The organism is Tumebacillus flagellatus, assembly GCF_000714935.1.
Classification (GTDB): domain Bacteria; phylum Bacillota; class Bacilli; order Tumebacillales; family Tumebacillaceae; genus Tumebacillus; species Tumebacillus flagellatus.
Genome location: NZ_JMIR01000011.1, coordinates 1 through 22369, shown reverse-complemented (window position 1 = coordinate 22369; position 22369 = coordinate 1). Strand labels below are relative to the sequence as shown.

Genomic DNA, 22369 nt, shown 5'->3' with positions numbered 1-22369 from the left:
CACTCCTTTCCTTCTATCGACCCTCCCGCGCCAAGCGCAAAGCGCCGAACACGGGAGGCTGCCCCGGCCGCAGTTCCACCGAATCCGGCAAGCGGGACGCAAGCAGTTCGATCAACGGACTGCCCGTTGAAAAAAGTCCCCCTGCCAACACGACGGGCACGTGCCGGGCGGTAAAGTTCATTTTTTTCAAAAGTGCGACGACGAGCGCCGCAAGTTCCCCGGCTCCGGAGTCGAGCAAGCCTTGCGCCACCGAATCTCCGGCAGCCGCCGCTTCGATCACCAAGCGCGCCAATTTCGCCACTTGTCCGCGAGAGGTCGATTCCCCGTAGACGATCGGCAACAGCTCCGTCGGCTCCTGCACGCCGTACGCGCTCAGGACGAGTGTAGACAGCAGCGTCTGCGGGTCGCGCCCGTCATACGCCCGCAAAACGGCGGTGATCGCCCGGCGTCCGAGATCGTATCCGCTGCCTTCGTCTCCCAACAGATACCCCCAACCTCCAACGCGGGCTTCAAGTCCTGCTGCGTTGCGGCCGTACGCGACAGAGCCCGTTCCGGCGATCAGCACGATGCCGGCGCGATTCTGGGCATCCGGAGGCAACCCGGCTTCCAGCGCGATACGGGCGTCATGGACGACCGACACCTGAGCGCCGGGCCATTGCGCCGCCGTCCATTGCTCCATGCGCACGCGATCCGGTTCGCGGTCGATCCCGGCGAATCCGAGACAAAGCGATGCGACATTCGCGTAAGACGGAACATGTGTTCGCACTTGCTCAAACAGGGCAAAAAGCGACTCCTCCACCCCGGCCCAGCCGTGATGGTTGATGTTCGAACCGGCCGTGGTCAGGTCGGCAAGAATCGTGCCGTCTTGGGTGACGGCGAGCGTTCGGGTCTTCGTCCCGCCGCCGTCAATGCCGATCAAGATGCGCATTCGGCCCACCTCCTAGCGGTACAGCTCGGCGTAGAGCTTGTAACGGTCGCCTCGGTACACCGACTTGACGTATTCGATCGGCTCGTCGTCTGCGTCGAACGTGGTTCGCTCGATCAGCAATACGGCCGATCCGGACGGAATGCCGAGGATGTCCGATTCCGTCGGTCGGGACAGCCCGACTTCAATCGCCTGCCGCGCATACCGAATGACGAGGCCGTACTTCTCTTCCAACAGCTTGTAGAGGGATGTGGAGTGCAAAGTTTCATTCTCCAACTCCGGGAAGCGATGCAAAGGCAGATGCGAAGTTTCGTACGCCATCGGTTTGTTGTCTGCGAGACGAACGCGCTCGAAAACAATCAATTGCCGATTCATCTCCGCGCCGATTCGCAGCTCCGCCGCGACGGCAGGAGTCGCTTCCTGCACCGTGACCGAGAGGATGCGAGAATCCGGCTTCAAGCCGCGGTTGCGCATGTCTTCGCTGAACGACGTCAGCTTGAGCAGCCCTTGGTTGAATTTCGGCTCCGCGACAAACGTACCCTTGCCCTGCTCGCGGACGAGCAACCCTTCCTTGACCATCTCCCCCAGCGCTTGGCGCACGGTCATGCGGGAAATGGCATAGTGGTCGGAAAGTTCACGCTCAGACGGCAACAAAGCGCCCGGTTGCAATTCGCCTTGCAGAATGGCGTTTGATAATTTTTCCTTCAATTGGTAGTAGAGCGGTATCGGGATGTTTTTGTTCAGCATCTGCTTCACCTAAGTTATAGAGGTCTATACCACTATATATTCTGACTTTCCACTCTATATCCTCCTGTGCAAGTTTATTTTTCGAGAGTTTTCGCGAAGTCTTGCACGTCCGGCGCGATGGTGAGCGGATCAGATTCCAGTGCGCTCAGTTTTGCGGACACTTGTTGGCGCAGTCCCGCCCGATTGGGATCGTTCGGCGCGGTTTGCGCGAGGTCGAGCGCGAGCAGTGCCGCCTCTCCTTCTGCGGAAAGCTTGTTCAGCCACGGGTCGATCTCCGCCAGCAACTCCGGGTTGTTGACGGTGGCGTGCACGTTTTTCGGAAGATCGCGCAGGGTTTCCAGTTCTGTACGCAAAGCAGAAACGGCGGCGGAATCGGTGCCGTTCGCTCGATAAGCCTCGACTTTTTTTCCAAAGTCGGGGTTGCTCTCGCTGTGTACCGGGCTCTTGCGGGCGTAGGCGGCGAACGTCCGAAGCGGTTGCGGATCGGAAACGCCGGGCAGAGCTTGGATCGCCTGCTGCCAAGCGGCCTCCGGGTTGTAGGACGCCGGGTGATCGAGGTAGTCGCCAATGGTGGCGAGGGCGATCTTGGACGCTTCCGGCTGCAGCATCGGGTTGGCGAGCCATCCTGCGGTGTGAGAGTTGAGGTCGGCGTCGCGGCCTTCGAGCGGCCCGAGGAAGAGTTGCGGTTTTTTCTGAATCGAGTAGGTGAAATCGTTCACGGGAAAGTTGTCCCAGACCAGCGGTTTGCGTCCCAACAGGCGGGCGGCTTCGTCGGCTTGCGACGAGGTGATGCGCGGCGAGAGAATTTTCTCCCCCGTCCAGATCACTTGCACTTGCTCGTGGAGGGCGGTGCGCAGCGTCTGCCAGTACGGGTTGTCTTTCAAACCGCAGTACGTCGTCGGCGCAAACCACAGCTTGAACTCGGGGTCGCGTGATTGTTCCGTCTGCAGCAACCAATTGGCGAGTTCCGCGTGCGCCTTCGCCAAGTCGCCGCCGTATGCGCTCTGATCTGCCGCTTGCAGTTGGTCTTGCACATCGTCAAACGAGAGCAAGACCGTATGCACGCCCATCGCGCGCAACTGCTCGACTTTTGCCGCCAATTTGTCACGGTCTGCTTGCGACGAGCAGGTGATCGCGGCTTTTACCATCTCCGGCGTGGTCTGCTCCCCCGGCAAGGGTGCCGGCAGCCCCGGCGAGACGGAATAGACGAACGTCACTCCGTCCGCCTTGGCTTGGCTCACAAGCGTTTGCATCCGAGACGCTTCCGCCTCCGGATAGAGATCACCCCAACGCAGGCGTTGGTAAGGATCGTCCTTGGGGGCGTAGACGTAGGTGTTGTAGCGGTGCTTGCCGAGGAACGAGAGCATGTCCAGGCGCTGTTCTTGCGTCCACGGCTTTCCGTAAAAGCCCTCGATCACGCCGCGCACGGCGAACGAGGGCGAAATTTTTGACGCCTCGGTTGCGGACGGCGTTGTGGATGGAGCAACTGCCAACGGCGTTTGCGCTCCGTCGGAGCAACCTGTGCTTCCAGCCAAAACAACCAGTCCCGCCAACCCCGCCAACGCAAGAACTCCCGCCCCAAGTCCCCTTGCCGATTTCATTCCATTCCCCTCCTCTTGTGGTGCCCATTTCCTTTTTTCAACGGAAGCATTGAAATTCCTCTCCGCAAAAAACGAGAAAAAGCCGACTCGCGAGGAGCCGACTTTTCAAAATCGCATTCGACGTTGCACGCAACCTGCGGGAGTTACATCTGGTACGCGTTCACCAACGACATCCCCGCGTAGTACGCGTTCAAAATCTGATCATACGACCAGCCTTGCGCGCCGAGGCTCGAAGCCCCGTACTGACTCATGCCGACGCCGTGACCGTTGCCGCCGCCGTAGAACGTGACGGAGATCAAGTTGCCGTTCGCGTCGCGGTTGATGTCAAACGTCGCAAACGCCGACGGGAGGATCGTGTAGTTTTTCAAAACATACGCCGGGTCATACGCCGTGGAGCCGCCCTTTGCGCGTTGCAACGACACGTCTGCACCGCCGGTGTACGCTTTGTTCGGGCGAATCGTGAAGCGGATGTTGTATTCCTTCTCGATCTTGTACGTGCCCGTGCTGCCGACGATCACCAGTTCCATCATGTTGCCGCCGCTGCCACGCTTCGAGACGTACAAATTGCTCACTTGGCCAACCCCGCCCGCCGGAATCGGCTTGGAGACGAAGTTGCCGTTCGCATCCAGCGTCAAGATCGCCGTCGGGTCGGCTTTGTAGCGATCCGAGAGGTTGCTGTCGATCGTGTTCTGCAACTCCGTTGCCGAGAACCCGACTTTCCAGCGGAAGTAGTACGATTCGGAATCATAGCCCGTCAAGGACAAGTCTTTGTAGAACGCGCCCAGCGCCGCTTCATCCTGCGTGTTGAGGTTGAGCAGTTGGCCCGGTTGCGCCGGGTCGTACACGTAGCTTTTCGCGTTCAAGTACGGAAGCGGCGTGCCCGGGAACGCGCCGTCGCCGTCCGCCCAGACTTCATGCTTCGCCGCGCCGTAGCCGCCGGACGTCGAGTAGTAGCGGGCGTCCACCAGCGCGTCTCCGCTCTTCATGATCAAGCCTTTGGTTTCTTCCACCGCTTGCGAAGTCAGGTCGTTCTCCGCGCTGTTGTTGTACACTTGGCTGAGTGTCGAGTCGTCGACATGGAATCCCTTTGCCGCATACCGGCTGCTTTCGTAATCGCCGAGCGCGTAGGTGCGCGCCGCCACGCTTTGCGCTTTCAGCGCTTCCAGGCCAAACGAAGCCGGCATTTCAGACGGCACCACTTGGCGCAGGTAGTCTTCCAATTGCACTTCGTTGATCAGTTGCAGTTTGCCCGCCGTCGCGGACGGAGTGATTTCAAAATCCCCGCGGTAGGCGGGATACCCGTAGGCGCGCTTAAATGTCAGGATCTGCACCGGTACGCTGCTCGAAGCCGGGTACACATAGAGTCGGTTGTTGGTCGCATACAGGTCTTGTCCGTTTGCCGAGACATGCGTGCCGTCCGCGCCCGGCACCAGCGCCACGTTCATTCCGGCTGCGATGTCGGTGCTCCAGTTGCCTTTTTTGTCCACGACTTTCAGACCGCCCGCCGAGGCGAAGTCCAAACGCGTGTGATCCAGCGACGCAAAGCCGTTGTTGTTGATCCCGACGCGCATCGTGTTCACCGGCGTCTTGCCTTCCAGCAGCACGATGTTCCCTTGTCCCGCGCCGTCATAGTATACGCTTACATTCTCTGCGCCGACCGAAATGTCTTGGAACGATTGCGGCGCAAGCGTCCCGTTCTCTACGCGAAATACCGAGTACGAATTGGAAAGTTGCAGATTGCCGTGCAATTCCAAATCCAGCGTGCGCGCCGAGGTGTTTTTCGCCATGATCTTCTCATGGTAGTACGGTGCGACCTCCACATTCCCGCGGAAGTCTACGATCCGAGAGCCTTTCGCTTTGAAAGACACGAACTCCCCCGGTTCGGCCACGAACGATTTGTTGTTCGTGTAGAATTGTTCCGCCTTGCCGTTTGCAATCACGTTGTACGTGTAGTCGGACCCGTTGCGGTCCACCGTAACGACCAGTGCATGCTCGACGCTGTCCATCACAGGATTGTTGTCAGCCGCCCAACTGCCACTCGGAAACACAAGTGAAAACGTCAACGCGGATACAGCCAAGATCCCCGTTCCTCTCGCCATGGACTACCCCTCCCTTTTTTCATTTGGTGATGATTTGGTGGTGGTCTATACCACCTCTTCCACTCTTCTCCAATCTTTCTGAAAATTCCTGCTGAAGGAATTAAAAAAGAACCCCGTCCGCAGTTGGACGAGGTTCCGAGAGTTTTGCTTACGGTTATAGGGCTTGCAAAGCGATTCTTAGTAAGTGGTCAGGTATTGGTTGCGCTCCCACTCGTGAACGGTGGTGCGGAACATATCCCATTCGATTTGTTTCATTTCAACGAAGTGGGTCACGACGTGTTCGCCGAGAGCTGCGACGAGCAGTTCGTCTGCGATCAGCTCGTCGATCGCTTCCTTGAGGTTTGCCGGCAGCGAGAGGATGCCGTTCTCAAGGCGTTCTTCTTCGTTCATGACGTAGATGTTGCGGTTGACTGCGTCTTGGAGCGGCAGTTCACGACGGATGCCGTCCAGACCTGCTTGGAGCATCGCAGCCAGTGCGAGGTACGGGTTGCAAGCCGGGTCCGGGTTGCGGACTTCGATGCGGGTGCCCATGCCGCGGGACGCCGGGATGCGGACGAGCGGCGAACGGTTCTTCGCAGACCAAGCGATGTAGCACGGTGCTTCGTAGCCCGGAACCAGACGCTTGTAAGAGTTGACGGTCGGGTTGGTGATCGCTGCAAAGCCGCGAGCGTGCGAGAGGATGCCTGCCAAGTAGTGTTTCGCGGTTTGCGACAGGCCGAGTTCGTCGGATTCGTCGTAGAACGCGTTCTCACCGTTTTTGAACAGGGATTGGTGGCAATGCATGCCGGAGCCGTTGATGCCGAAGATCGGTTTCGGCATGAAGGTCGCGTGCAGGCCGTGCTTGCGAGCGATGGTTTTGACGACCAGTTTGAAAGTCATGATGCTGTCCGCAGAGCTGACTGCGTCTTCGTATTTGAAGTCGATCTCATGTTGACCGACTGCAACTTCGTGGTGAGAAGCTTCGATTTCAAAGCCCATTTCTTCGAGGGTGAGCACGATTTCACGGCGGCAGTTTTCGCCGAGGTCAACCGGTGCCAAGTCGAAGTAGCCGCCTTGGTCGTTCACTTCGGTGGTCGGGTTGCCCTTCTCATCGAGCTTGAACAGGAAGAACTCCGGCTCCGGACCTACGTTGAAATCGGTGAAGCCCATTGCGCGAGCGTCGTTCATCGCTTTCTTCAAGATGCCGCGCGGGTCGCCCGGGAACGGAGAGCCGTCCGGCATGTAGATGTCGCAGATCAGGCGGGCCACTTTCCAGCCGTTTTCGGTTTCCCACGGGAACACGAGCCAGGTGGAGAGGTCCGGGTAGAGGTACATATCGGATTCCTCGATGCGAACGAAACCATCGATGGAGGAGCCGTCGAACATCATTTTGTTTTCCAGAGCTTTGTCAAGCTGGGAAACCGGAATTTCAACGTTTTTGATAACGCCGAGCAGGTCGGTGAACTGCAGGCGGATATAACGGACGTTTTCTTCCTTGGCCAAGCGTTTGATGTCTTCAGCGGTGAAATTGCGCTTCATGGTCTTCTGCTCCTCCTCGACCCCGTCCTCTCCGGGAGTCAAACCTCCAGACGGACGGTGGTTCTATGTTTGTTAGTGGAAAAACCGCGACAGGTCGCCGGCGTTGAACGTGTTGCTGTGCACACCGTTGCGGCCGGGTCTGTGCAGAATTTCCTTTTTCAACAGATCGCGAAGTTCGCGGTCCGAAAGGTCCTTCTTGACCTCCTTGACCATCTTAGCCTGCTCCTTCTCACTGACAGGCAGCAATTCGGACGTCGTCTTCGCAGTCCCCAGGACCGTCTTGATCCCCGCGATGTTCAAACCCTGCTCGATAAGTTTCTTGATCTCCAGCAGCCGCTCCACATCGTTGAAAGAGAACAATCGTTGGTTTCCTTCCGTCCGGGCCGGGCACACGAGCATGTGCTGCTCATAGTACCGAATCTGGCGGGCCGAAAGGTCGGTCAGCTTCTGGACGATGCCTATAGGAAACAGGGCGAGGTTGCGGCGAATTTCATCGTTCATGTTCACCAGCGCCTCTCTCTAAGATACCCCCATTATATGCGTGTCAGGCATATCTGTCAACGCATGTTAGATAAGTTGACATGGATTTTTGTAAAAAAGACCAAGGCGCCTCTCCCCCTTGGTCTTTTTCCCTGTGTCCTTCCACTCTATGCAAGAAGCGCCTAGAGGTGTCCCGCTGCCTTCAAGTTGGCGACGGCGCTCAACACGGCGATCTTGGTATGCTGATACGTCAAACCGCCCTGCATGAAGCCGATGAACGGTTCGCGAATCGGGCCGTCCGCCGAAAGCTCAATCGAAGAGCCTTGGATAAACGCCCCCGCCGCCATGATCACTTCGTCGGCATAGCCCGGCATCGCCCACGGCTCCAAGTTGACGTGTGAATCGACGGGTGCGGCCGATTGGATCGATTGGCAGAATCCGATCAAGCGCTCGCGGGTGCCGAGGCGCACCGCTTGAATGATGTCGGTGCGGCGCGCCTGCGCGGACGGATGCGTCACCATCCCCAGCTCTTCAAAAAGCGCCGCGGCAAAAACCGCCCCTTTGAGCGCTTCTCCCACGATGTGCGGCGCCAAGAAAAAGCCTTGGAACAGCGCACGGTTCGTACCGAGCATCGCCCCTTGCTCCGCTCCGATGCCGGGCGACGTCAACCGGCAAGACGCGCGGTGCACGAGATCGGCGCGCCCGACGACATAGCCGCCGGACGGCGCGAGACCGCCGCCGGGATTTTTGATCAGCGAGCCGACGACGAGATCGGCTCCGACTTCGGTCGGTTCCGTTTTTTCCGTGAATTCGCCGTAGCAGTTGTCGACGAACACCACGACATCCGGCTTGATCTCTTTGACGAACTTGATCATCTCGCCGATTTCGGCAACCGGGAACGACGAGCGCCACGAATAGCCGGCCGAGCGCTGGATGCCGATCATCTTGGTGTTCGGCTTGATCTTGCGGGCGACTTCCTCGTAGTTGACTTTGCCCGCCTCGGTCAGCGGCACAAAGTCAAAGCCCACGCCGAATTCCCGCAGCGAGCCTTCGCCCTCTTCGCCGCGCACGCCGATCACTTCCTCCAGCGTGTCGTACGGTTTGCCGGTGATGTAGAGCAGTTCGTCGCCGGGGCGCAGTACCCCATAGAGCGCAAGCGAGATCGCATGCGTGCCGGAGACGATGTGCGGCCGCAACAGCGCGGATTGGGCCCCGAACGCTTTTGCATACACCACTTCCAGCGTTTCACGGCCGGCGTCGTTGTGTCCGTACCCCGTCGACGAAGCAAAGTGGAAATCCGCCACTTTCTCCTCTTGGAACGCTTGCAGAACTTTGGCTTGGTTGTAGAGCGCCACGTCTTCGATATGGCGGAATTGGTCGGCGATGCCCGCTTCAATCTTGGACGCGAGCTGCATCCAAGCCGGGTCTTTCAACAGATTCATGAACGACAAAATAAAGTCTCTCCTATCCCGGTTGTCTAGTCTGTATCAGTAGTTGCGCGCTCGGTTACGAGGAGATCCCCTTTCCCCGAGACGCTTCTTCGTGAGTCAAATTCGCTTTGACACGCTTGAGCTGCGCGACGAGGATGCCCTCGACGATGATCAGCATAAACCACGACGAAATCTTCTCCGGGTGGACGAAGTGCCAACCGCGGGCTTGGTCGGGATACTGCCACGCGCCGTAGAACGTCGCGATGTTCTCCGCGAAATAGACAAACAGCCCCACGAGGAAAAATCCGAGCACCAGCGGCATCTTGCGCACGCGTCCGCGCACGGTGAAGAGAATCTGCGTGCGCCAGAACACCGCCAGCACCGCAAGCAGGATCCACCAGCGGTAGTCTCCGATGTACGGATGCGTGAAAAAGTTCAGATACCCCGCCGCCGCGACCGGCAACGCCAGCCACCACTTCGGGTAATACGCGAGGTTCATGTCGAGCCGCCGCCACGCTTGGCAGACGTAGCTCGCGACGCTCGCATACATAAAGCCGCTGTACAGCGGCACACCCGCGATTTTCGTCAGCGCGGGCTCCGGATACGCCCAAGAGCCCATGTGGACTTTGTACAGTTCAAGAGCCAGTCCCAACAAGTGAAACACGCCGATGACTTTGACCTCGTCCTTCGTTTCAAGCCCGGTCTTGTACAGGATGACTTGCATGATCAGGCAGCCGAGCAGCAGGAAATCATAACGCCCAAGCCCCGGAATGTGCACAACGTGCGACACCGCCAGCAAACCGAAAATGCAGACGGCAAACAGACAAGACATCGCTTCGTGATACGTAAAAAACGCCAAGTCCAGCACCCCGTTCCGCAAGCGAGACGGGGAGGACGGCGAATGGGATGCCTTCGACGCGCTCATGATGCCCTCCTACGATTCCTTCCGTTGCCGACGTCGACAGAAGCGCCGCTTCTAGTGCAACACATCGTCCGACTCCGGCGTCGTGAAGTCGAAGTACAACTTCTTGACTTCCTTGGGCGGCACGACTTCTTCCGCTTCTTGGAGGAAGTAGACGCTCAGCTCATCCGCCAGGCGTTGCGGAACTTCCGCTTTCAGATAAGTGCCCGACTCGCGGTGCTCTTCTTCAAAAATCCGCCCCTCGCGGTGCACTTGCGCCGTCAGCGCCGCTTCCTTATAAGGAACTTCCACCGTCACGAGCAGATGGCGAACGCCCGCGAGGTCGTTCGCTTTTTCCATCAGGGTGTCCAGCCCGTCGCCAAGCGTCGCCGACACGCGCACCGTCTCCGTGGAGTTCGGGTCGTTGCCGATCCACGCGCCGGGCACGAGGTCGATTTTGTTGAACACGGTGAGGATCGGACGGTCGAGGACTTTCAGCTCTTGGAGCACGTCGTACACAGTCGCCATCTGCACGTCAAAACCCGGATGGGAAGCGTCGACGACATGCACGATCAAATCCGCCTCGGCGGTCTCTTCCAGCGTCGAACGAAACGCGCGGATCAACGAGTGCGGCAACTGCTGAATAAACCCGACCGTATCGGAAAAAATCGCCGTCTTGCCGTCGGGCAACTGCACTTGCCGCGTCGTCGTGTCCAGCGTGTCGAACAGTCGGTTGCGCCCTTCGGCTACTTCCCGGTTGCCGTTGCCGTAGCGCTCGACGATCGCTTTCATCAGCGTGGATTTGCCGGCGTTGGTGTAGCCGACAAACGCGATGACGGGAATCTCTTGCTTTTTGCGGCGTTTTTTGTGCAAGTCACGGTGTTTGCGCACTTCGTCGAGCTGGCGGGAGAGTTCGAGGATGCGCCCGCGGATGTGCCGGCGGTCGGTCTCCAGTTTCGTCTCCCCCGGTCCCCGCGTCCCGATGCCGCCGCCAAGACGCGACATCGCCGCCCCTTGACCGGTTAAGCGCGGCATGAGGTAATGCAATTGCGCGAGTTCCACTTGCAGCTTGCCTTCGCGGGTTTTCGCCCGCATGGCGAAGATATCCAAGATCACCTGCGTGCGGTCGAGGACGCGGCACGACAGAGCGTTTTCCAAATTGCGAACGTGCTTGGGCGACAGTTCCGAGTCGAACACGACGACGTCGATGTTCAATTCGCCGATCACGGCGTTCAATTCCGCCAGTTTGCCCTTGCCGATGTAGGTGGCCGGGTCCGGCAAGTCGCGGTTTTGAATCAGTTCGGTCACGACTTCGGCGCCGGCGGTTTCCACCAGCCCTTTGAGTTCCGTGAACGCCATCTGCCAAATTTCGTCGTCATGGCGGGCGAGTTTCAACCCGACCAAAACGGCGCGCTCGGTGCGCCCTTGATTGTCATACAGTTCATGCATGTGCATCACCCTCAACTTTCCTCCCCATTCTACCACATCTCTTTCATCATGAAAAAAGGACGGCTTCCTGCGCCGCCCTTTCCCGTTTTCACCTGTTTATCTCCCTGCACGACGACGGCGCATGAACGTCGGAATCGCGCCGACGATCGCTCCGATGATCGCGATCCAAACCAATGCCACCACCGAAAGTTTGAGCAACTTCCACAACACGACAGCCACCAGCAGACCGATGATGATCCCCATTGTCCGCCACCTCCATTTCGGATTGTGAAGGTAGTTTTTCCAGAAACCTCCGTTTCATGCAATTGATTCGGCTTCCGAATAAAACTGTACTTTTGGGCAGGTGCTCACAGAGGTGGGTTTCGCTAGTATAGAGGTACGACCTTTTTTTACCCTACACCTATTTATGTTGGCAGAGACGGAACTTGTCTCTGCTCTTTTTTTGTATACTTATGTAGAGAGAAGGAGGCGGCGCGGGATGATCGATGCGCACTTGCATGTGGAGATGTATCCGGATGAAGAGTTGGAGTCGTTGATCGAGACGTGGCGCGAGGGCGGAATCGAGAGCGTGGTGGCGGTGTCCACGGGGTTGCGGTCGTCGTATCGGACGCTGGAGTTGCAAGTGCGGTACCCGGACTTCGTGCGGGCGGCGGTCGGGATGCACCCGGAATACCCCGTGCCGCCGGAGCGCGACGTGACCGAACTGCTCGCGTTGATCCGGCAAGAACGGCATCGACTGGTCGCCGTCGGCGAAGTCGGGTTGCCTCATTATGAAGTGGAGAAGCTTGGAGCCGGCGCGTTGGAAGCGTGGACGGAGCTCTTGGGGACGTTTGCCGAAACCGCTCGGGAGCACGACCTGCCGCTCGTGTTGCACGCCGTGCATAACAAAGCCCCGCTCGCGTTTCAAGCGCTTCAGCGCCACGGCGTAACGCGTGCGCACTTTCATTGGCTGAAAGCCGCTCCGGACGACTTGCAGCAGATTCTGGACGCCGGGTACTACGTGTCGGTGACGCCGGACGTGTGCCACCGCGAGCGGGATCAACGCTTGGCGAGCCTGGTCCCGCTCCCCCAACTCTTGCTGGAAACGGACGGGCCGTGGCCGCATGAGGGGCCGGTGTTCGGCGGGCGCAGGACGACGCCGCTATTTCTCCAGGAGATGGTTGGACCGGTGGCGCGATTGAAACACCTCATGCCCGAAGAGTTGGTGCGCCGCGTGCGAGGGAACACCGCCGCCTGCTACCGCTTTGAACCCCGTTTGTAAAAAAGAACCATCCCGCGCCTCGGTGACGGAGATGGTTCTTTTTGGGTTGACGTTTTGGCTTACAGGGTATCTACGTTCACAACTTCTGGTTCGCCAACCAGGTTTCCGCTCTTTTGATTTCCACGCCCATCTGCCCGAGGAGCAGGAGTCTGAACATGCGGAAGTCGGCGCGCAACGACCATAGCGGGTACGTGAACGTGGCGGGGCGGTTTTTCTCAAGGAAGAAATGGCTGAACCAAGCCGGGCCGTAGCCGAGCACCGGAACCAACAGCAACCACCACCATGCCTGTTGCCAGAGAATCCAAACCAGAAGCACCACCACGCCGAACGTGCCGACAGCATGCCAAATTCGGGTGGAGCGTTTCATGTGTTCGCTGACGTAATAGACCCAAAACTCTTCATAAGAGCGATACATCGGCACGCCTCCTCTTCGTTTTGTTCCCAGAATACCAAACCTTGCACCTAAATAAAATATTTGTCGGAAAGGGTCGATTCCCTCTTGCCTTTCCTCTATTATTTTTATATTATTCTGATAAAGGCAACGCCACATTCCACGACGGGAGGAACTAGAAGATGCTTACGTATGATGATGTTCAAAAACTCTTGCATCTTGTCGACAAATTGATCGCCTCTGAAACGGAAACCGAGGTCAACACGTGGTATGATCAAGCGATGCAAGTAATGCAGGCCCGCGGTGTGATGATGGCGTAGTTTTTTCAATCTTACCAAAACCTTACCAAAATAGAACAGGGACCGCAGCCGGTGCTGGGGTCCTTTTTTTGTCAGGCCGAAGTTGACTAGCCTCCGTGCCAGCAGCAGTCCTCCGGATTTTTGTCAACGAGGAACCCGTGGAAGGCCGTTTGGCGCAGTTGGTGCATTTCGGTGATGTCGCGGTATTGAACGCGGCAACAGAGCCGGGGCTGGATCTCTTGCACCGCCCCGTTGCGGCGGATGTGGATGCGGGCGGCAATTTCAGTGAAAGCGGCCGCTTCTTCCGGGGTGATCCCCTGCTCGACGGTGCCCACCGGCTTGGCGGGAACCGTCGGAAAGTGCAGTCCCAGCACCAGCGCAAACGGCGGGTCGGGACGATAGCCCAAGATCAAGCAGTCGATCTCGTGCGGGACTTTGATCTTGATCCAATCCTTGGAGCGCAAGTTCGGGGTGTAGAGCGAACCCACGCGCTTGGCGACGATGCCTTCCAACCCGCGGGCTTTCGCTTCGGCGTAGAGACGCTTGCCCTCGCCGCGCAGATACGGCGGCACCATCAGGACACCGGAAGTTCCGGTGCACATCTCCCGCAAGCGTACTTTACGCTCTTGGAGTCGTGTCTGAAACTGCTCCCTCCCATTGCTTATCAGCACGTCCAGCGCGACGAACGTGACCGGATGGCTGACGAGCGCTTTTTGGATCGAAACCGAGTTGGTGAGGCGCAAACGGTGCAAGTAGGCGTCGAACACCGGACGGCCGTTTTGCAACACGATGCCCTCGCACGCCAGCACCACCGTCTCGTCCCGCACTTCTTCCGCCGCGTCTCGTGTTTCCGGAAGCTGCTCCGTCACGCGGCGTCCGAATCTCGTATACGCCTCCACGCGGCCCCCTTGCTTATGCAGGAGCAGATGCCGCCCCCACTTCACGTCAAACCAATAGTTCTCATCGTCGAACGGTTGCTCTCCAAAACTCGCCAACATCGGCGAAATCGGCTGTAACCAGTGATTTTCCAAGTGCGCGGTCACGACCCCTCTGCGTTTTGTCTTCCAAAGTGTACCGCCTCCCTGTATGATGATCAGGGAGGTGATTTTTATGTGGCATCGTCATTTCGGGGTGTACGGAATTTGCTTGGACGAACAGAGCGAGCGCTTGCTCGTCATCCGCAAAGCGGCCGGTCCCTATCGCGGCCGGTACGACTTGCCCGGCGGCAGTCTCGATCCGCAAGAGTCGCTGTTGGAAGCGATCACACGCGAGTTTCGAGAAGAGACCGGACTACATGTCCAAGTACGGAAGACAATCGGCACGGCGGATGTGCTCGTGCGCTTTCCGTTCCGTGAGACGACACACACGCATCACATCGCGGTATTCTACGAAGTGACACCGGAGGAACAGGCGGCAAGCGCCCCTGTCTCCCAATGGCTCAACAAACCAAACGGCACAGAAGCCAACGATTCCGCCGGATTGACTTGGGTTGCGCTTGACGAGTTCACAGACGCCAACACCTCACCCCTCGTGCGCCTGGCGCTGCGTTTTGTTCAGGAAGATGTCCTCTCATCGGAGATGGAACGCTTTGAGGAGTGGGACGCTTATTAAAAAAACCGCACCACGTTCATGCGGCGGGGTGCGGTTTTGTCTGTTTTTATGGCGTTTGGGTCGGCAGGTAGACGTCCACCGTCGTTCCGACGTTCAACGTGCTCCGGACGACCATCTTGCCGTGATGTTCGGAGATAATCTTATAGGAGATCATCAAACCGAGGCCGGTGCCTTTTTCCTTCGTGGTGTAAAACGGCTCGCCGAGTTTGGGGATGCGCTCTTCCGGGATCCCTTGCCCCTCGTCGACGACGCGCACGCGCAACCGTTCGGACGACGCCAGATACTCGACGCCGAGGCGAATCACGCCGCCGTTTGGCATCGCTTCGATGGAGTTTTTGAGGATGTTGATAAACACTTGCTTCAATTGATTCTCTTCGCATTGGATCAGCGGGATGTCCTGCGCGGCGGTGAGTTCGATCTGGATGTTGTTCAAGATCGCTTGCGTCTCGACCAGCGCGATGATGCTCTGCAAGAGGGTCACGATGTTTTTTTCTTGGAAATGCACCGCTTGCGGCTTGGCGAGGACGAGGAATTCGTTGATGATCAGCTCGATGCGGTCCAGTTCGGAGAGCATGATCGTGAAGTATTCGTCCTTGGCGCCCTTGGTGTCGCGGATCAATTGCACAAAGCCCTTGATGGCGGTCAACGGGTTGCGAATTTCATGCGCAACCCCGGCGGCGAGTTGGCCGACGACCGAGAGCTTGTCCGACTTGCGCAGCAACTCTTCGGTGCGGCGGCTTTCCGTGATGTCCTTGCCGATGGAGTAGATCCCGACCGTCTCGCCGCCGACCATGATCGGGAAATGGCGGACGCCGAGCTCAAACTGCTCGCCGTCTTTGCGCAGGACGTTCATTTCGAAGCTTTGGTAGTGTCCATCGACCGAAGCCGCCACGTGGAAGTTGACTTTTTTCCGCTCATCGGGAATGACGAGTTCGGCGAACGGGCGGCCCTTCACTTCCACGGAGGAATAGCCGAAGATGCGCTCCGCCTCCGGATTGATGGAAAGGATCTCGCCCGCGAGGTTCAGCGAAATCAACGCGGACGGGTTGTGTTCGTACAGCGAGCGCAGTTCTTCCGTATACGCTTGCAAGTTTCGCGACATGGAATTGACCCGGTCGGCCAACTCTCCCAACTCGTCCTTGGTGCGCAAGTCGATGCGGGCTTCGAAGTTGCCCCGCGCCATGTCGTTGACTTTGCGCAAGATCTGCTGCACGGGACGCACGACGATTCGCGCGATCACATATCCCAACACGAACACCGCCGCCAGCATGATCAAGGAAATCACCGTGTTGCGCAACAGTTGTTGGTTCAAAACGGTTTGGATTGCCGCATAATCGGTGACGAGGCCGAGGACGTACGGATTCTTGCTGGTTTGGACGGGAATGTAGTTTTTGATCACCGCCTTGCCGTTAACGGTGGTCTTCCACGTGACGATCTGCCCCTTGGAGGACGCTTCTGCGATTTTGGCGGCGTCTTGCGGGTCTTGGTAGGTGTAGTTCCCAAAGAAGATCGGCCGGTTCTGCAACTGAATGTACTGCGCGTTGTTGATGTTGGTGACGATCGGCGCTTTGCCGAACGATTTCGGGTTGAAGCCGGTGATCTCCAGCATCTCCGTGTTGTTCGTCAGCGTCCGGTCGACGATCGCCTGCGCGCCGGTCAACTTCTCGTACTGCCGAATGTACGTGTCGTTGACGTACGGATCGATGATGTAGTTCGTCGTGCCGTCGTAGTAATAGCCCCACTTGTCAACTTGCGTGGGGTCGGCGGACGCGACGTCGATCGGGCCGGCCCAATAATGCGGAAGCGCCTGCCCCTCGGAAACGTGAACGTCCTCACCGCGCAACAGTTGCTCCATCGCCTCGCGGAAGACGCCCCATTCCTTCGTGCTCAAGTTGATCTCTTTGGGATCGGACGACTTCAGACCGACGATGTCGTCTGCTGTTTTCTTGAAAAGCGTGATATGCGAGATTCCCAATTGGCGGCTGAGCTCCACCAACTGTTCATTGGTCACCTTGTCAATGTCGGGATCGAGCGAGGCTTGGGCTGCGATGGCGGCTGAACGCAGACGTTCACCAAGAAGTTCTTCTACATATTGAGAGCCTTGCTCCGACTGCTCCATCGCAATTCCAATCTCGCGGGCGATCCCCTCCATCTGTTCGCGCTGTTCATTGATCAACACGCCGCGCGTGTTGTAATAAAAAAGCGCGTTGTTGAGGATCAGTATCGACGAGACCACAATGGTGAAGAAAATCGCCAGTTTGCGTTTGATCGACAATCCCATGCCTCCCTTCCACAATCAACTTCGACTTCATTCGACAAACTGGAATCGCTCTCCTCTTTCTCAAAACCGATTCGAAAAGGTTCCCAATTCTCCAAATTTAGGATCATTTCAATTCGAAGAAAGAATGCATTCATATGGAGTAGAAAAAAAGAGTTTGTCTTCGAAAAAGCGAGACAACTTGCAATAGAAAAAAGAATCCCGAAAAGTGTAACCCTTCTCAATTTTGAGTGTCTTATGGTATGCTACAACTCGTTGAGAACAGAAAGATAAACTGATGTAGCAATTTACTTAGGGGGTATACTTAGATGCAAGCTAAAAAATGGTTCTCCATCGGCCTTGCCGTGACCATGCTCTCCAGCGTGGCACTCGTAGGTTGCGGCAACAACGACTCCAGCTCCGGCGACAGCTCTTCCTCCGGCGGCAGCAAAGACGAACAAGTCATCAACCTCGCACTCGGTGACGAAATCCCGTCCCTCGACGTGTCGAAAGCGACCGACAACATCGCATTCCGTGTCCTCGGCCAAATCGACGAAGGTCTGACCCGCGTTGACAAAAACGGCAAAGCACAGCCGGGCGTTGCGAAAGACTGGCAAGTTTCCTCTGACGGCCTGACCTACACCTTCAACCTCCGCGACGACGCGAAATGGTCTGACGGCACCCCGGTCACCGCAGGTGACTTCGAATATTCCTGGAAGCGCACCCTCGATCCGAAGACCGCATCGCAATACGCGTTCATGGTCGCTTGGGTCAAAGGCGGCGACGCATACAACCAAGGCAAAGGCACTGCTGACGAAGTCGGCGTAAAAGCGAAGGATGACCACACCCTCGTCGTCACCCTCGACCACCCGGTTCCGTTCTTTGCAGAACAAATGGCCTTCCCGCTCTTCTTCCCGCAGAAGAAGGACTTCGTAGAAAAGCAAGGCGACAAAAACGGCGCCGATGCGGACAAAGTCATCTCCAACGGTCCGTTCAAGCTCACCGACTGGACGCATGAGCAATCCGCTACCCTCGTGAAGAGCGACAACTACTGGGACAAAGCGAACGTGAAACTGGAGAAAGTTAACTACCAAGTGGTTAAAGACTCCGGCGCGCTCGAAAACCTCTACGAATCCGGTCAACTCGACCGCATCGGCCTCGTACGCGACCAAGTAGACCGTTACAAAGACAAGCCGGAATACGTGGTCATCCCGGAACTGACCAACGGCTACTTCCAGTTCAACGAGAAGAACAAAGTCTTCACCAACGCAAACATCCGCAAAGCGTTCACCTACGCAGTTGACGGCGACCAATACGCGGACATCGTGTACCACAACGGTACCTCCGGCGCTACCGGCTTCGTTCCGACCGGCACCTCCAACGGCAACGGCGGCGACTTCCGCAAAGACAACGGCGACCTGATCAACCGCAAAGAAAACGGACCGAAAGCGAAGGAATTCCTCGCTCAAGGTCTCAAAGAGCTCGGCCTGACCGAACTCCCGCACCTCAAGCTGCTCTCCGACGACGGCGACGTCTCCAAGAAAGCATCTGAGTTCATCAAAGAACAATGGCGTCAAAACCTCGGCGTAGACGTCGAGATCGAGAACGTTCCGTTCAAGCTCCGCCTGCAACGCACCACCGCTCGCGACTACGATATGGTCGTTTCCCTGTGGGGCGCTGACTACAACGACCCGATGACCTTCCTCGACATGTGGATCACCGGCGGCGACTTCAACGAAAACGGCTACTCCAACCCGAAATACGACGCGCTGATCAAATCCGCTCAAACCGAGCCGGACGCGAAGAAGCGTATGTCCTACCTGTACGACGCAGAGAAGATCCTCATGCAAGACATGCCGGTTGGCCCGATCTTCTTCCGCGCATCCTCCGGCGTTTCCCGTCAGTACATCAAAGGCTGGCAAAACAACGTGTCCGCTCCGGACTACGACCTCAAGGGCGTGTACATCGAAGGCAAGAACAAGTAAGCTTTCGAACGCCATCTACCAAAAAGACCTGGCCCTCGGGACCGGGTCTTTTTTTGTCGTCGCGTTTCTTCCTAATAAAAAACCCAAGGACAGCGCTATTGCCAGCGCTTGCCTTGGGCTTTCATCGTGTTGATTTTCGAAGCGACATCTTGGCGGAAGTCATCCATCGTCTTGTGGTATTCCTTGAAGTATTCGTCCGGATCGGTGTGGTCGGTGCCGCCGATCCTGGTGGAAATGTCGTGGTGCGAGACGATCGTCGTCATCGGGTCGCGGTTCGAATCGAGGCACCACTTCGCAGCGTAGCTGGTGGCAATCTCCCACTCCTTGGCAAAGTCGGCTGCCGTTTTGACATGGCAGAGTTCGATGTTGAACGTAAACGAGTTGCCGGGCTTGCCGACGCTCCACGCCACTTCATCGGGCGGCAAGGTCAGCAGCACTTCGTTCCAGTCGATGAAGACGTGCGCGTTCGCGTAGGCGTTCTGGGTGTTGAAGTAGTTTAATTGCCCGCGCGCCGTGGTCTGCGAGACCGTTTCGTGGATGACGACGTAGCGCGTCTCTTGCCGCTTCACAAACGAACGGTTCGCCGGATTGGTGATCACCGACGAGTTGATCGGGTACGGGAACGGAATCAACGTGCCCGGCGGTGTGGCAGGCTGCGGGGTCGGGGTTGTCGGCGACGTTGGCGTCGTCGGATCGGGGTCGCTTCCCTGCTGCTTGGTGTTGATGAGGACTTGCTGTTTCTCTTCGTCCCATGCCACATCCACCCCGAGCGATTCCGCAACAAAACGGATCGGCACCATCGTCCGATCGTCAACCAAGCGGGGCTCCGCGTCCAACGTGTAAGGTTGTCCGTTGCGGTAAGCGGTCGTGGAGTTGAGTTTCAAAGACACGGTGGATGTGCCGCGAATGGCGGTGACCGTATCGGTGGCTCCGTCCCACAAGACCTTGGCGCCCAACGTTTCAAAAATTCCGCGCATCGGCACGAGCGTGCGGTTCATGTACATCAGAGGCGGTCGGTCATACTGCTGTACTTGTCCGTCGATAAGGACTTGAATCGGTGCTGACGCGTACGCATCTGCGCTCACTCCTAGTAGAGCGAAAAGTGCGAAAACACCTGTTGCGAGTTTTTTCACTGCTGTCTCCTCCGCATCCAGTTCTCTCTCATAATGAGCACAGTAGACAAAATTCGCCTCTCTTTGACAATTTTCCTGCCTTGTCACAAAAAAGAAATCTCCCTGATTTTCAGGGAGATTAGAATAGTTCAAATAGAGGAGGTTCCTACTTCTTCAGAGGCAAGGTGAACTGCGCTTGCGGCACCCAGACCCCGTGAGCAAAATCGCGTCCGCGCACGATGACTTTGTCCGGGTGCACTTCCACGTACAGTCCCTCTGAGGCGCTCGGAGCGCTGTCGTCGGGTCCGACCTCCGCCGAGGAGTTGAACATCGTGAACCCGTCTTGCACCATCGTGCGCGGCGAGTTCAGCGCCCCGTGCGTATGCCCGCTGAAATACAGCACGTCCGGGTTTTGCGAGAGGATCGCTTTGAGTTGCTCGCTCTGCACGACGCCTCGGTCTGCGCTTTGCCAGAACGAGCCCGTGACAGTCTTTGGCAACGGCTGATGCAAAAAAACAAACACCGGCTGTCCGGCCTTGTGGTTTTCGGAAAGCTTGACCTTCAACCAGTTCAGCTGCTCTTGGGAAAGCCACGCATCGTCGCCGATGCTCCGATCGGATTGACGGGATTTCTCCGCGCCGAGGAAGATAAAATGATAGCCCTTGATCCACTTGTCGTAGTAGACTTTCGATTCCCCTGACAGCTTCAGATAGCGGTTGATCGCCATCGACTCGCTCTCGCCGTTGGGGAACGTGTTCGGCGCATAGACGCCCTTCGCATTGAACCACGCGTTGTAGAATTCATGGTTGCCGATGTTGTAGAGCATCGTCACCGGATGCGGGTTGTTCGCCACCAGCGACCGCAGCGTGTCGTAGTCGGCCGGCTTTCCGTTGCCCAAGTCCCCGTTTAGCACCATGACGTCAGCCGCCGGGTCGACGTTGTAGAGGTCTTGGAGCGCGGCGCGAAACTTGCTTTGCGAGACGGGGTCCGAGGCTTGCACGTGTATGTCGCTGACCACGGGAAAACGCAGCGTCCGGTCGTCTGCAGACGTGCGGATTTCCACCGTGTTCGTCGGCGGCACGAACCCGACAGACGCTTGGAACGTCTCGCCGATGAAGCGCACGGGTACGTAGGTGCGGTTGTTTTTGACATACGCGGGCACGGGCAGCGTCACGCGGCTGCCGTTGACGTACGCCTCCGTGGAATCGAACGTGAGGCGGATGCGCTTGTCCCCTTTTTCCACGGTAAAAAAGTTCGAGCCCGAGAGCGACACCTTGGCGCCCATCGATTCGGCGATGGCGCGAATCGGCACCATCGTGCGGTTATTGACGATCTCCGGCTGTGCGTCGAATTGCACATGCTGCCCGTTGAGCACGACCTGTAAAGGCAGTTCGGCATGAGCAGGCTGCAGATCGGGCGCAAATGCCAAGAACGCGCCCGTCAGCACCGTCGCCAACGTGATTTTTTTCATTTCTTTCCCGCTCTCCTCTCCGGTTTTGGTTGTGGGATAGTATCCCATCTCCGCACGAAGCTATGTAGACGCGCTAGGCACGCCGTTTCTGCGGACGCCAGCGCACGATCCAACCGTCTTGCACTTCTTCCGGCTCCGCGCTTTCATGGCCGAGGGCACAGAGGATGCGTTTGTATTGCTTCGCTTGGGTCAACTTCGGAAGCGGCATGCTGACTTTCCAAGCCTTATCCAGATTCAGAAGCTCTGCCGACTGACGTTTCATGTTGAATCCCTCCTCTTGTATTATAACGGGAATTGGCCCCAACAGCTTGAAAATTTTGTATATGCACGGTGAACGTTGACGTTTAGAGAGTACGCGGAGAAACTCGGGGGTATGTTGGTAACCAAGCCCGGAATCTTTCGCTTTTTTCACTAGGTTTTCGACAGTGCGAGACAACAAATGCCGCCCGACAATCCGGAAAATAAACCCAATTGAACCTATTCGACGACGCTTCACAATTTCCTGTCGCAGCTGTCGAAATTTGGGTATCGGGCAAGCCGGCGGTGCGTAAAGTAGAGCATCCAAGGCTTCAGGAGGTGGTCTCATCTATGTCTCTCGTTCTGATGGAAGACCTCAAACGCCCGGCTTCCAGACGGGTGACGGTGATCGCGTCGTTTCGGATCTTCCGCCCGGTCTTGAAGATCGCGCGCTACACGTTCCGCAGCGGCCGCTTCATCTTGCGCAAGACGGTCTGGGTGTTCACCGGCAAGCAAACTGCCCGACCGGCACCGGAAACGCACGCGCAAGAGTACGCCCGGCAATAAAAAAAGCCCGAACCGCCGATGGATGGCG

General features: G+C 57.4%; 21 protein-coding genes. 5 read left to right on the top strand and 16 right to left on the bottom strand.

All coding sequences use genetic code 11. The annotated features are described in order from the left end of the window. Window positions 1-13 precede the first annotated feature (13 nt). The 10 genes from EL26_RS09150 to EL26_RS25430 all read right to left on the bottom strand — a co-directional run bounded on the left by EL26_RS09150 (window position 14) and on the right by EL26_RS25430 (window position 11393). Window positions 14-928, bottom strand: coding sequence for an N-acetylglucosamine kinase (locus EL26_RS09150; protein ID WP_052036176.1), 915 nt, complete (start codon window positions 926-928; stop codon window positions 14-16). A 12-nt stretch (window positions 929-940) separates the two neighbouring features. Then, window positions 941-1672: a GntR family transcriptional regulator gene (locus tag EL26_RS09145; protein ID WP_038087200.1), complete on the bottom strand. Its 732-nt coding sequence runs from the start codon at window positions 1670-1672 to the stop codon at window positions 941-943. Window positions 1673-1746: 74 nt separating this feature from the next. Then, entirely contained in the window at window positions 1747-3273 is a 1527-nt protein-coding gene (locus EL26_RS09140) for a protein O-GlcNAcase (protein ID WP_052036175.1), read from the bottom strand. A 143-nt stretch (window positions 3274-3416) separates the two neighbouring features. Next, complete coding sequence (locus EL26_RS09135; RefSeq protein WP_052036174.1) at window positions 3417-5372, bottom strand: SpoIID/LytB domain-containing protein; 1956 nt, start codon at window positions 5370-5372, stop codon at window positions 3417-3419. A gap of 177 nt (window positions 5373-5549) precedes the next feature. After that, entirely contained in the window at window positions 5550-6890 is a 1341-nt protein-coding gene (gene glnA, locus EL26_RS09130; RefSeq protein ID WP_038087197.1) for a type I glutamate--ammonia ligase, read from the bottom strand. A gap of 72 nt (window positions 6891-6962) precedes the next feature. Further along, on the bottom strand, window positions 6963-7391 hold the full coding sequence (locus EL26_RS09125) for a MerR family transcriptional regulator (protein ID WP_038087195.1): 429 nt from the start codon (window positions 7389-7391) through the stop codon (window positions 6963-6965). A 161-nt stretch (window positions 7392-7552) separates the two neighbouring features. After that, a complete protein-coding gene (locus EL26_RS09120; RefSeq protein ID WP_052036194.1) occupies window positions 7553-8812 on the bottom strand; it encodes a methionine gamma-lyase family protein in 1260 nt (419 codons plus the stop codon). 64 nt (window positions 8813-8876) lie between these two features. Next, a complete protein-coding gene (locus EL26_RS09115) occupies window positions 8877-9725 on the bottom strand; it encodes a DUF817 domain-containing protein (RefSeq protein WP_081857085.1) in 849 nt (282 codons plus the stop codon). A 51-nt stretch (window positions 9726-9776) separates the two neighbouring features. Continuing rightward, window positions 9777-11156 (bottom strand): GTPase HflX, encoded by a 1380-nt coding sequence (gene hflX, locus EL26_RS09110; RefSeq protein WP_202962851.1) that lies wholly within the window; start codon window positions 11154-11156, stop codon window positions 9777-9779. Window positions 11157-11246: 90 nt separating this feature from the next. Then, window positions 11247-11393, bottom strand: coding sequence for a hypothetical protein (locus EL26_RS25430; RefSeq protein ID WP_161780691.1), 147 nt, complete (start codon window positions 11391-11393; stop codon window positions 11247-11249). Between the two features lie 235 nt (window positions 11394-11628). On the opposite strand from EL26_RS25430, the gene EL26_RS09105 reads away from it, so the two are divergent. Continuing rightward, entirely contained in the window at window positions 11629-12411 is a 783-nt protein-coding gene (locus EL26_RS09105; protein ID WP_038087191.1) for a TatD family hydrolase, read from the top strand. Window positions 12412-12487: 76 nt separating this feature from the next. Here EL26_RS09105 and EL26_RS09100 read toward each other — a convergent pair whose 3' ends face one another. Continuing rightward, window positions 12488-12826: an Mpo1-like protein gene (locus EL26_RS09100; RefSeq protein WP_052036173.1), complete on the bottom strand. Its 339-nt coding sequence runs from the start codon at window positions 12824-12826 to the stop codon at window positions 12488-12490. Window positions 12827-12984: 158 nt separating this feature from the next. Between EL26_RS09100 and EL26_RS25425 the strand changes: the two genes are divergently transcribed. Beyond that, the gene (locus EL26_RS25425) at window positions 12985-13122 is read left to right on the top strand and encodes a hypothetical protein (RefSeq protein ID WP_161780690.1); all 138 of its coding nucleotides are present in this window, start codon (window positions 12985-12987) and stop codon (window positions 13120-13122) included. Between the two features lie 86 nt (window positions 13123-13208). Here EL26_RS25425 and EL26_RS09095 read toward each other — a convergent pair whose 3' ends face one another. Beyond that, a complete protein-coding gene (locus tag EL26_RS09095) occupies window positions 13209-14132 on the bottom strand; it encodes an ATP-dependent DNA ligase (RefSeq protein ID WP_238546084.1) in 924 nt (307 codons plus the stop codon). 79 nt (window positions 14133-14211) lie between these two features. On the opposite strand from EL26_RS09095, the gene EL26_RS09090 reads away from it, so the two are divergent. Then, window positions 14212-14712: an NUDIX hydrolase gene (locus EL26_RS09090; protein ID WP_038087188.1), complete on the top strand. Its 501-nt coding sequence runs from the start codon at window positions 14212-14214 to the stop codon at window positions 14710-14712. 46 nt (window positions 14713-14758) lie between these two features. Here EL26_RS09090 and EL26_RS09085 read toward each other — a convergent pair whose 3' ends face one another. Further along, window positions 14759-16987: an ATP-binding protein gene (locus EL26_RS09085; protein WP_038087186.1), complete on the bottom strand. Its 2229-nt coding sequence runs from the start codon at window positions 16985-16987 to the stop codon at window positions 14759-14761. Between the two features lie 311 nt (window positions 16988-17298). On the opposite strand from EL26_RS09085, the gene EL26_RS09080 reads away from it, so the two are divergent. After that, window positions 17299-18954, top strand: a complete 1656-nt coding sequence (locus tag EL26_RS09080) for a peptide ABC transporter substrate-binding protein (RefSeq protein WP_038087182.1) — start codon at window positions 17299-17301, stop codon at window positions 18952-18954. A gap of 95 nt (window positions 18955-19049) precedes the next feature. Here the strand turns inward: EL26_RS09080 and EL26_RS09075 are convergent, their stop codons facing one another. The 3 genes from EL26_RS09075 to EL26_RS09065 form a co-directional block, all read right to left on the bottom strand. Next, window positions 19050-20087, bottom strand: a complete 1038-nt coding sequence (locus EL26_RS09075; RefSeq protein WP_152559220.1) for a stalk domain-containing protein — start codon at window positions 20085-20087, stop codon at window positions 19050-19052. 145 nt (window positions 20088-20232) lie between these two features. Further along, window positions 20233-21537 carry a stalk domain-containing protein gene (locus EL26_RS09070; protein ID WP_052036172.1) on the bottom strand — a complete coding sequence of 435 codons (1305 nt, stop codon included), beginning with the start codon at window positions 21535-21537 and terminating at the stop codon, window positions 20233-20235. A gap of 73 nt (window positions 21538-21610) precedes the next feature. Beyond that, the gene (locus EL26_RS09065) at window positions 21611-21799 is read right to left on the bottom strand and encodes a hypothetical protein (RefSeq protein WP_038087177.1); all 189 of its coding nucleotides are present in this window, start codon (window positions 21797-21799) and stop codon (window positions 21611-21613) included. A 326-nt stretch (window positions 21800-22125) separates the two neighbouring features. Between EL26_RS09065 and EL26_RS09060 the strand changes: the two genes are divergently transcribed. Beyond that, window positions 22126-22341, top strand: a complete 216-nt coding sequence (locus tag EL26_RS09060) for a hypothetical protein (RefSeq protein WP_038087174.1) — start codon at window positions 22126-22128, stop codon at window positions 22339-22341. The last annotated feature ends 28 nt before the right edge of the window (window positions 22342-22369 follow it).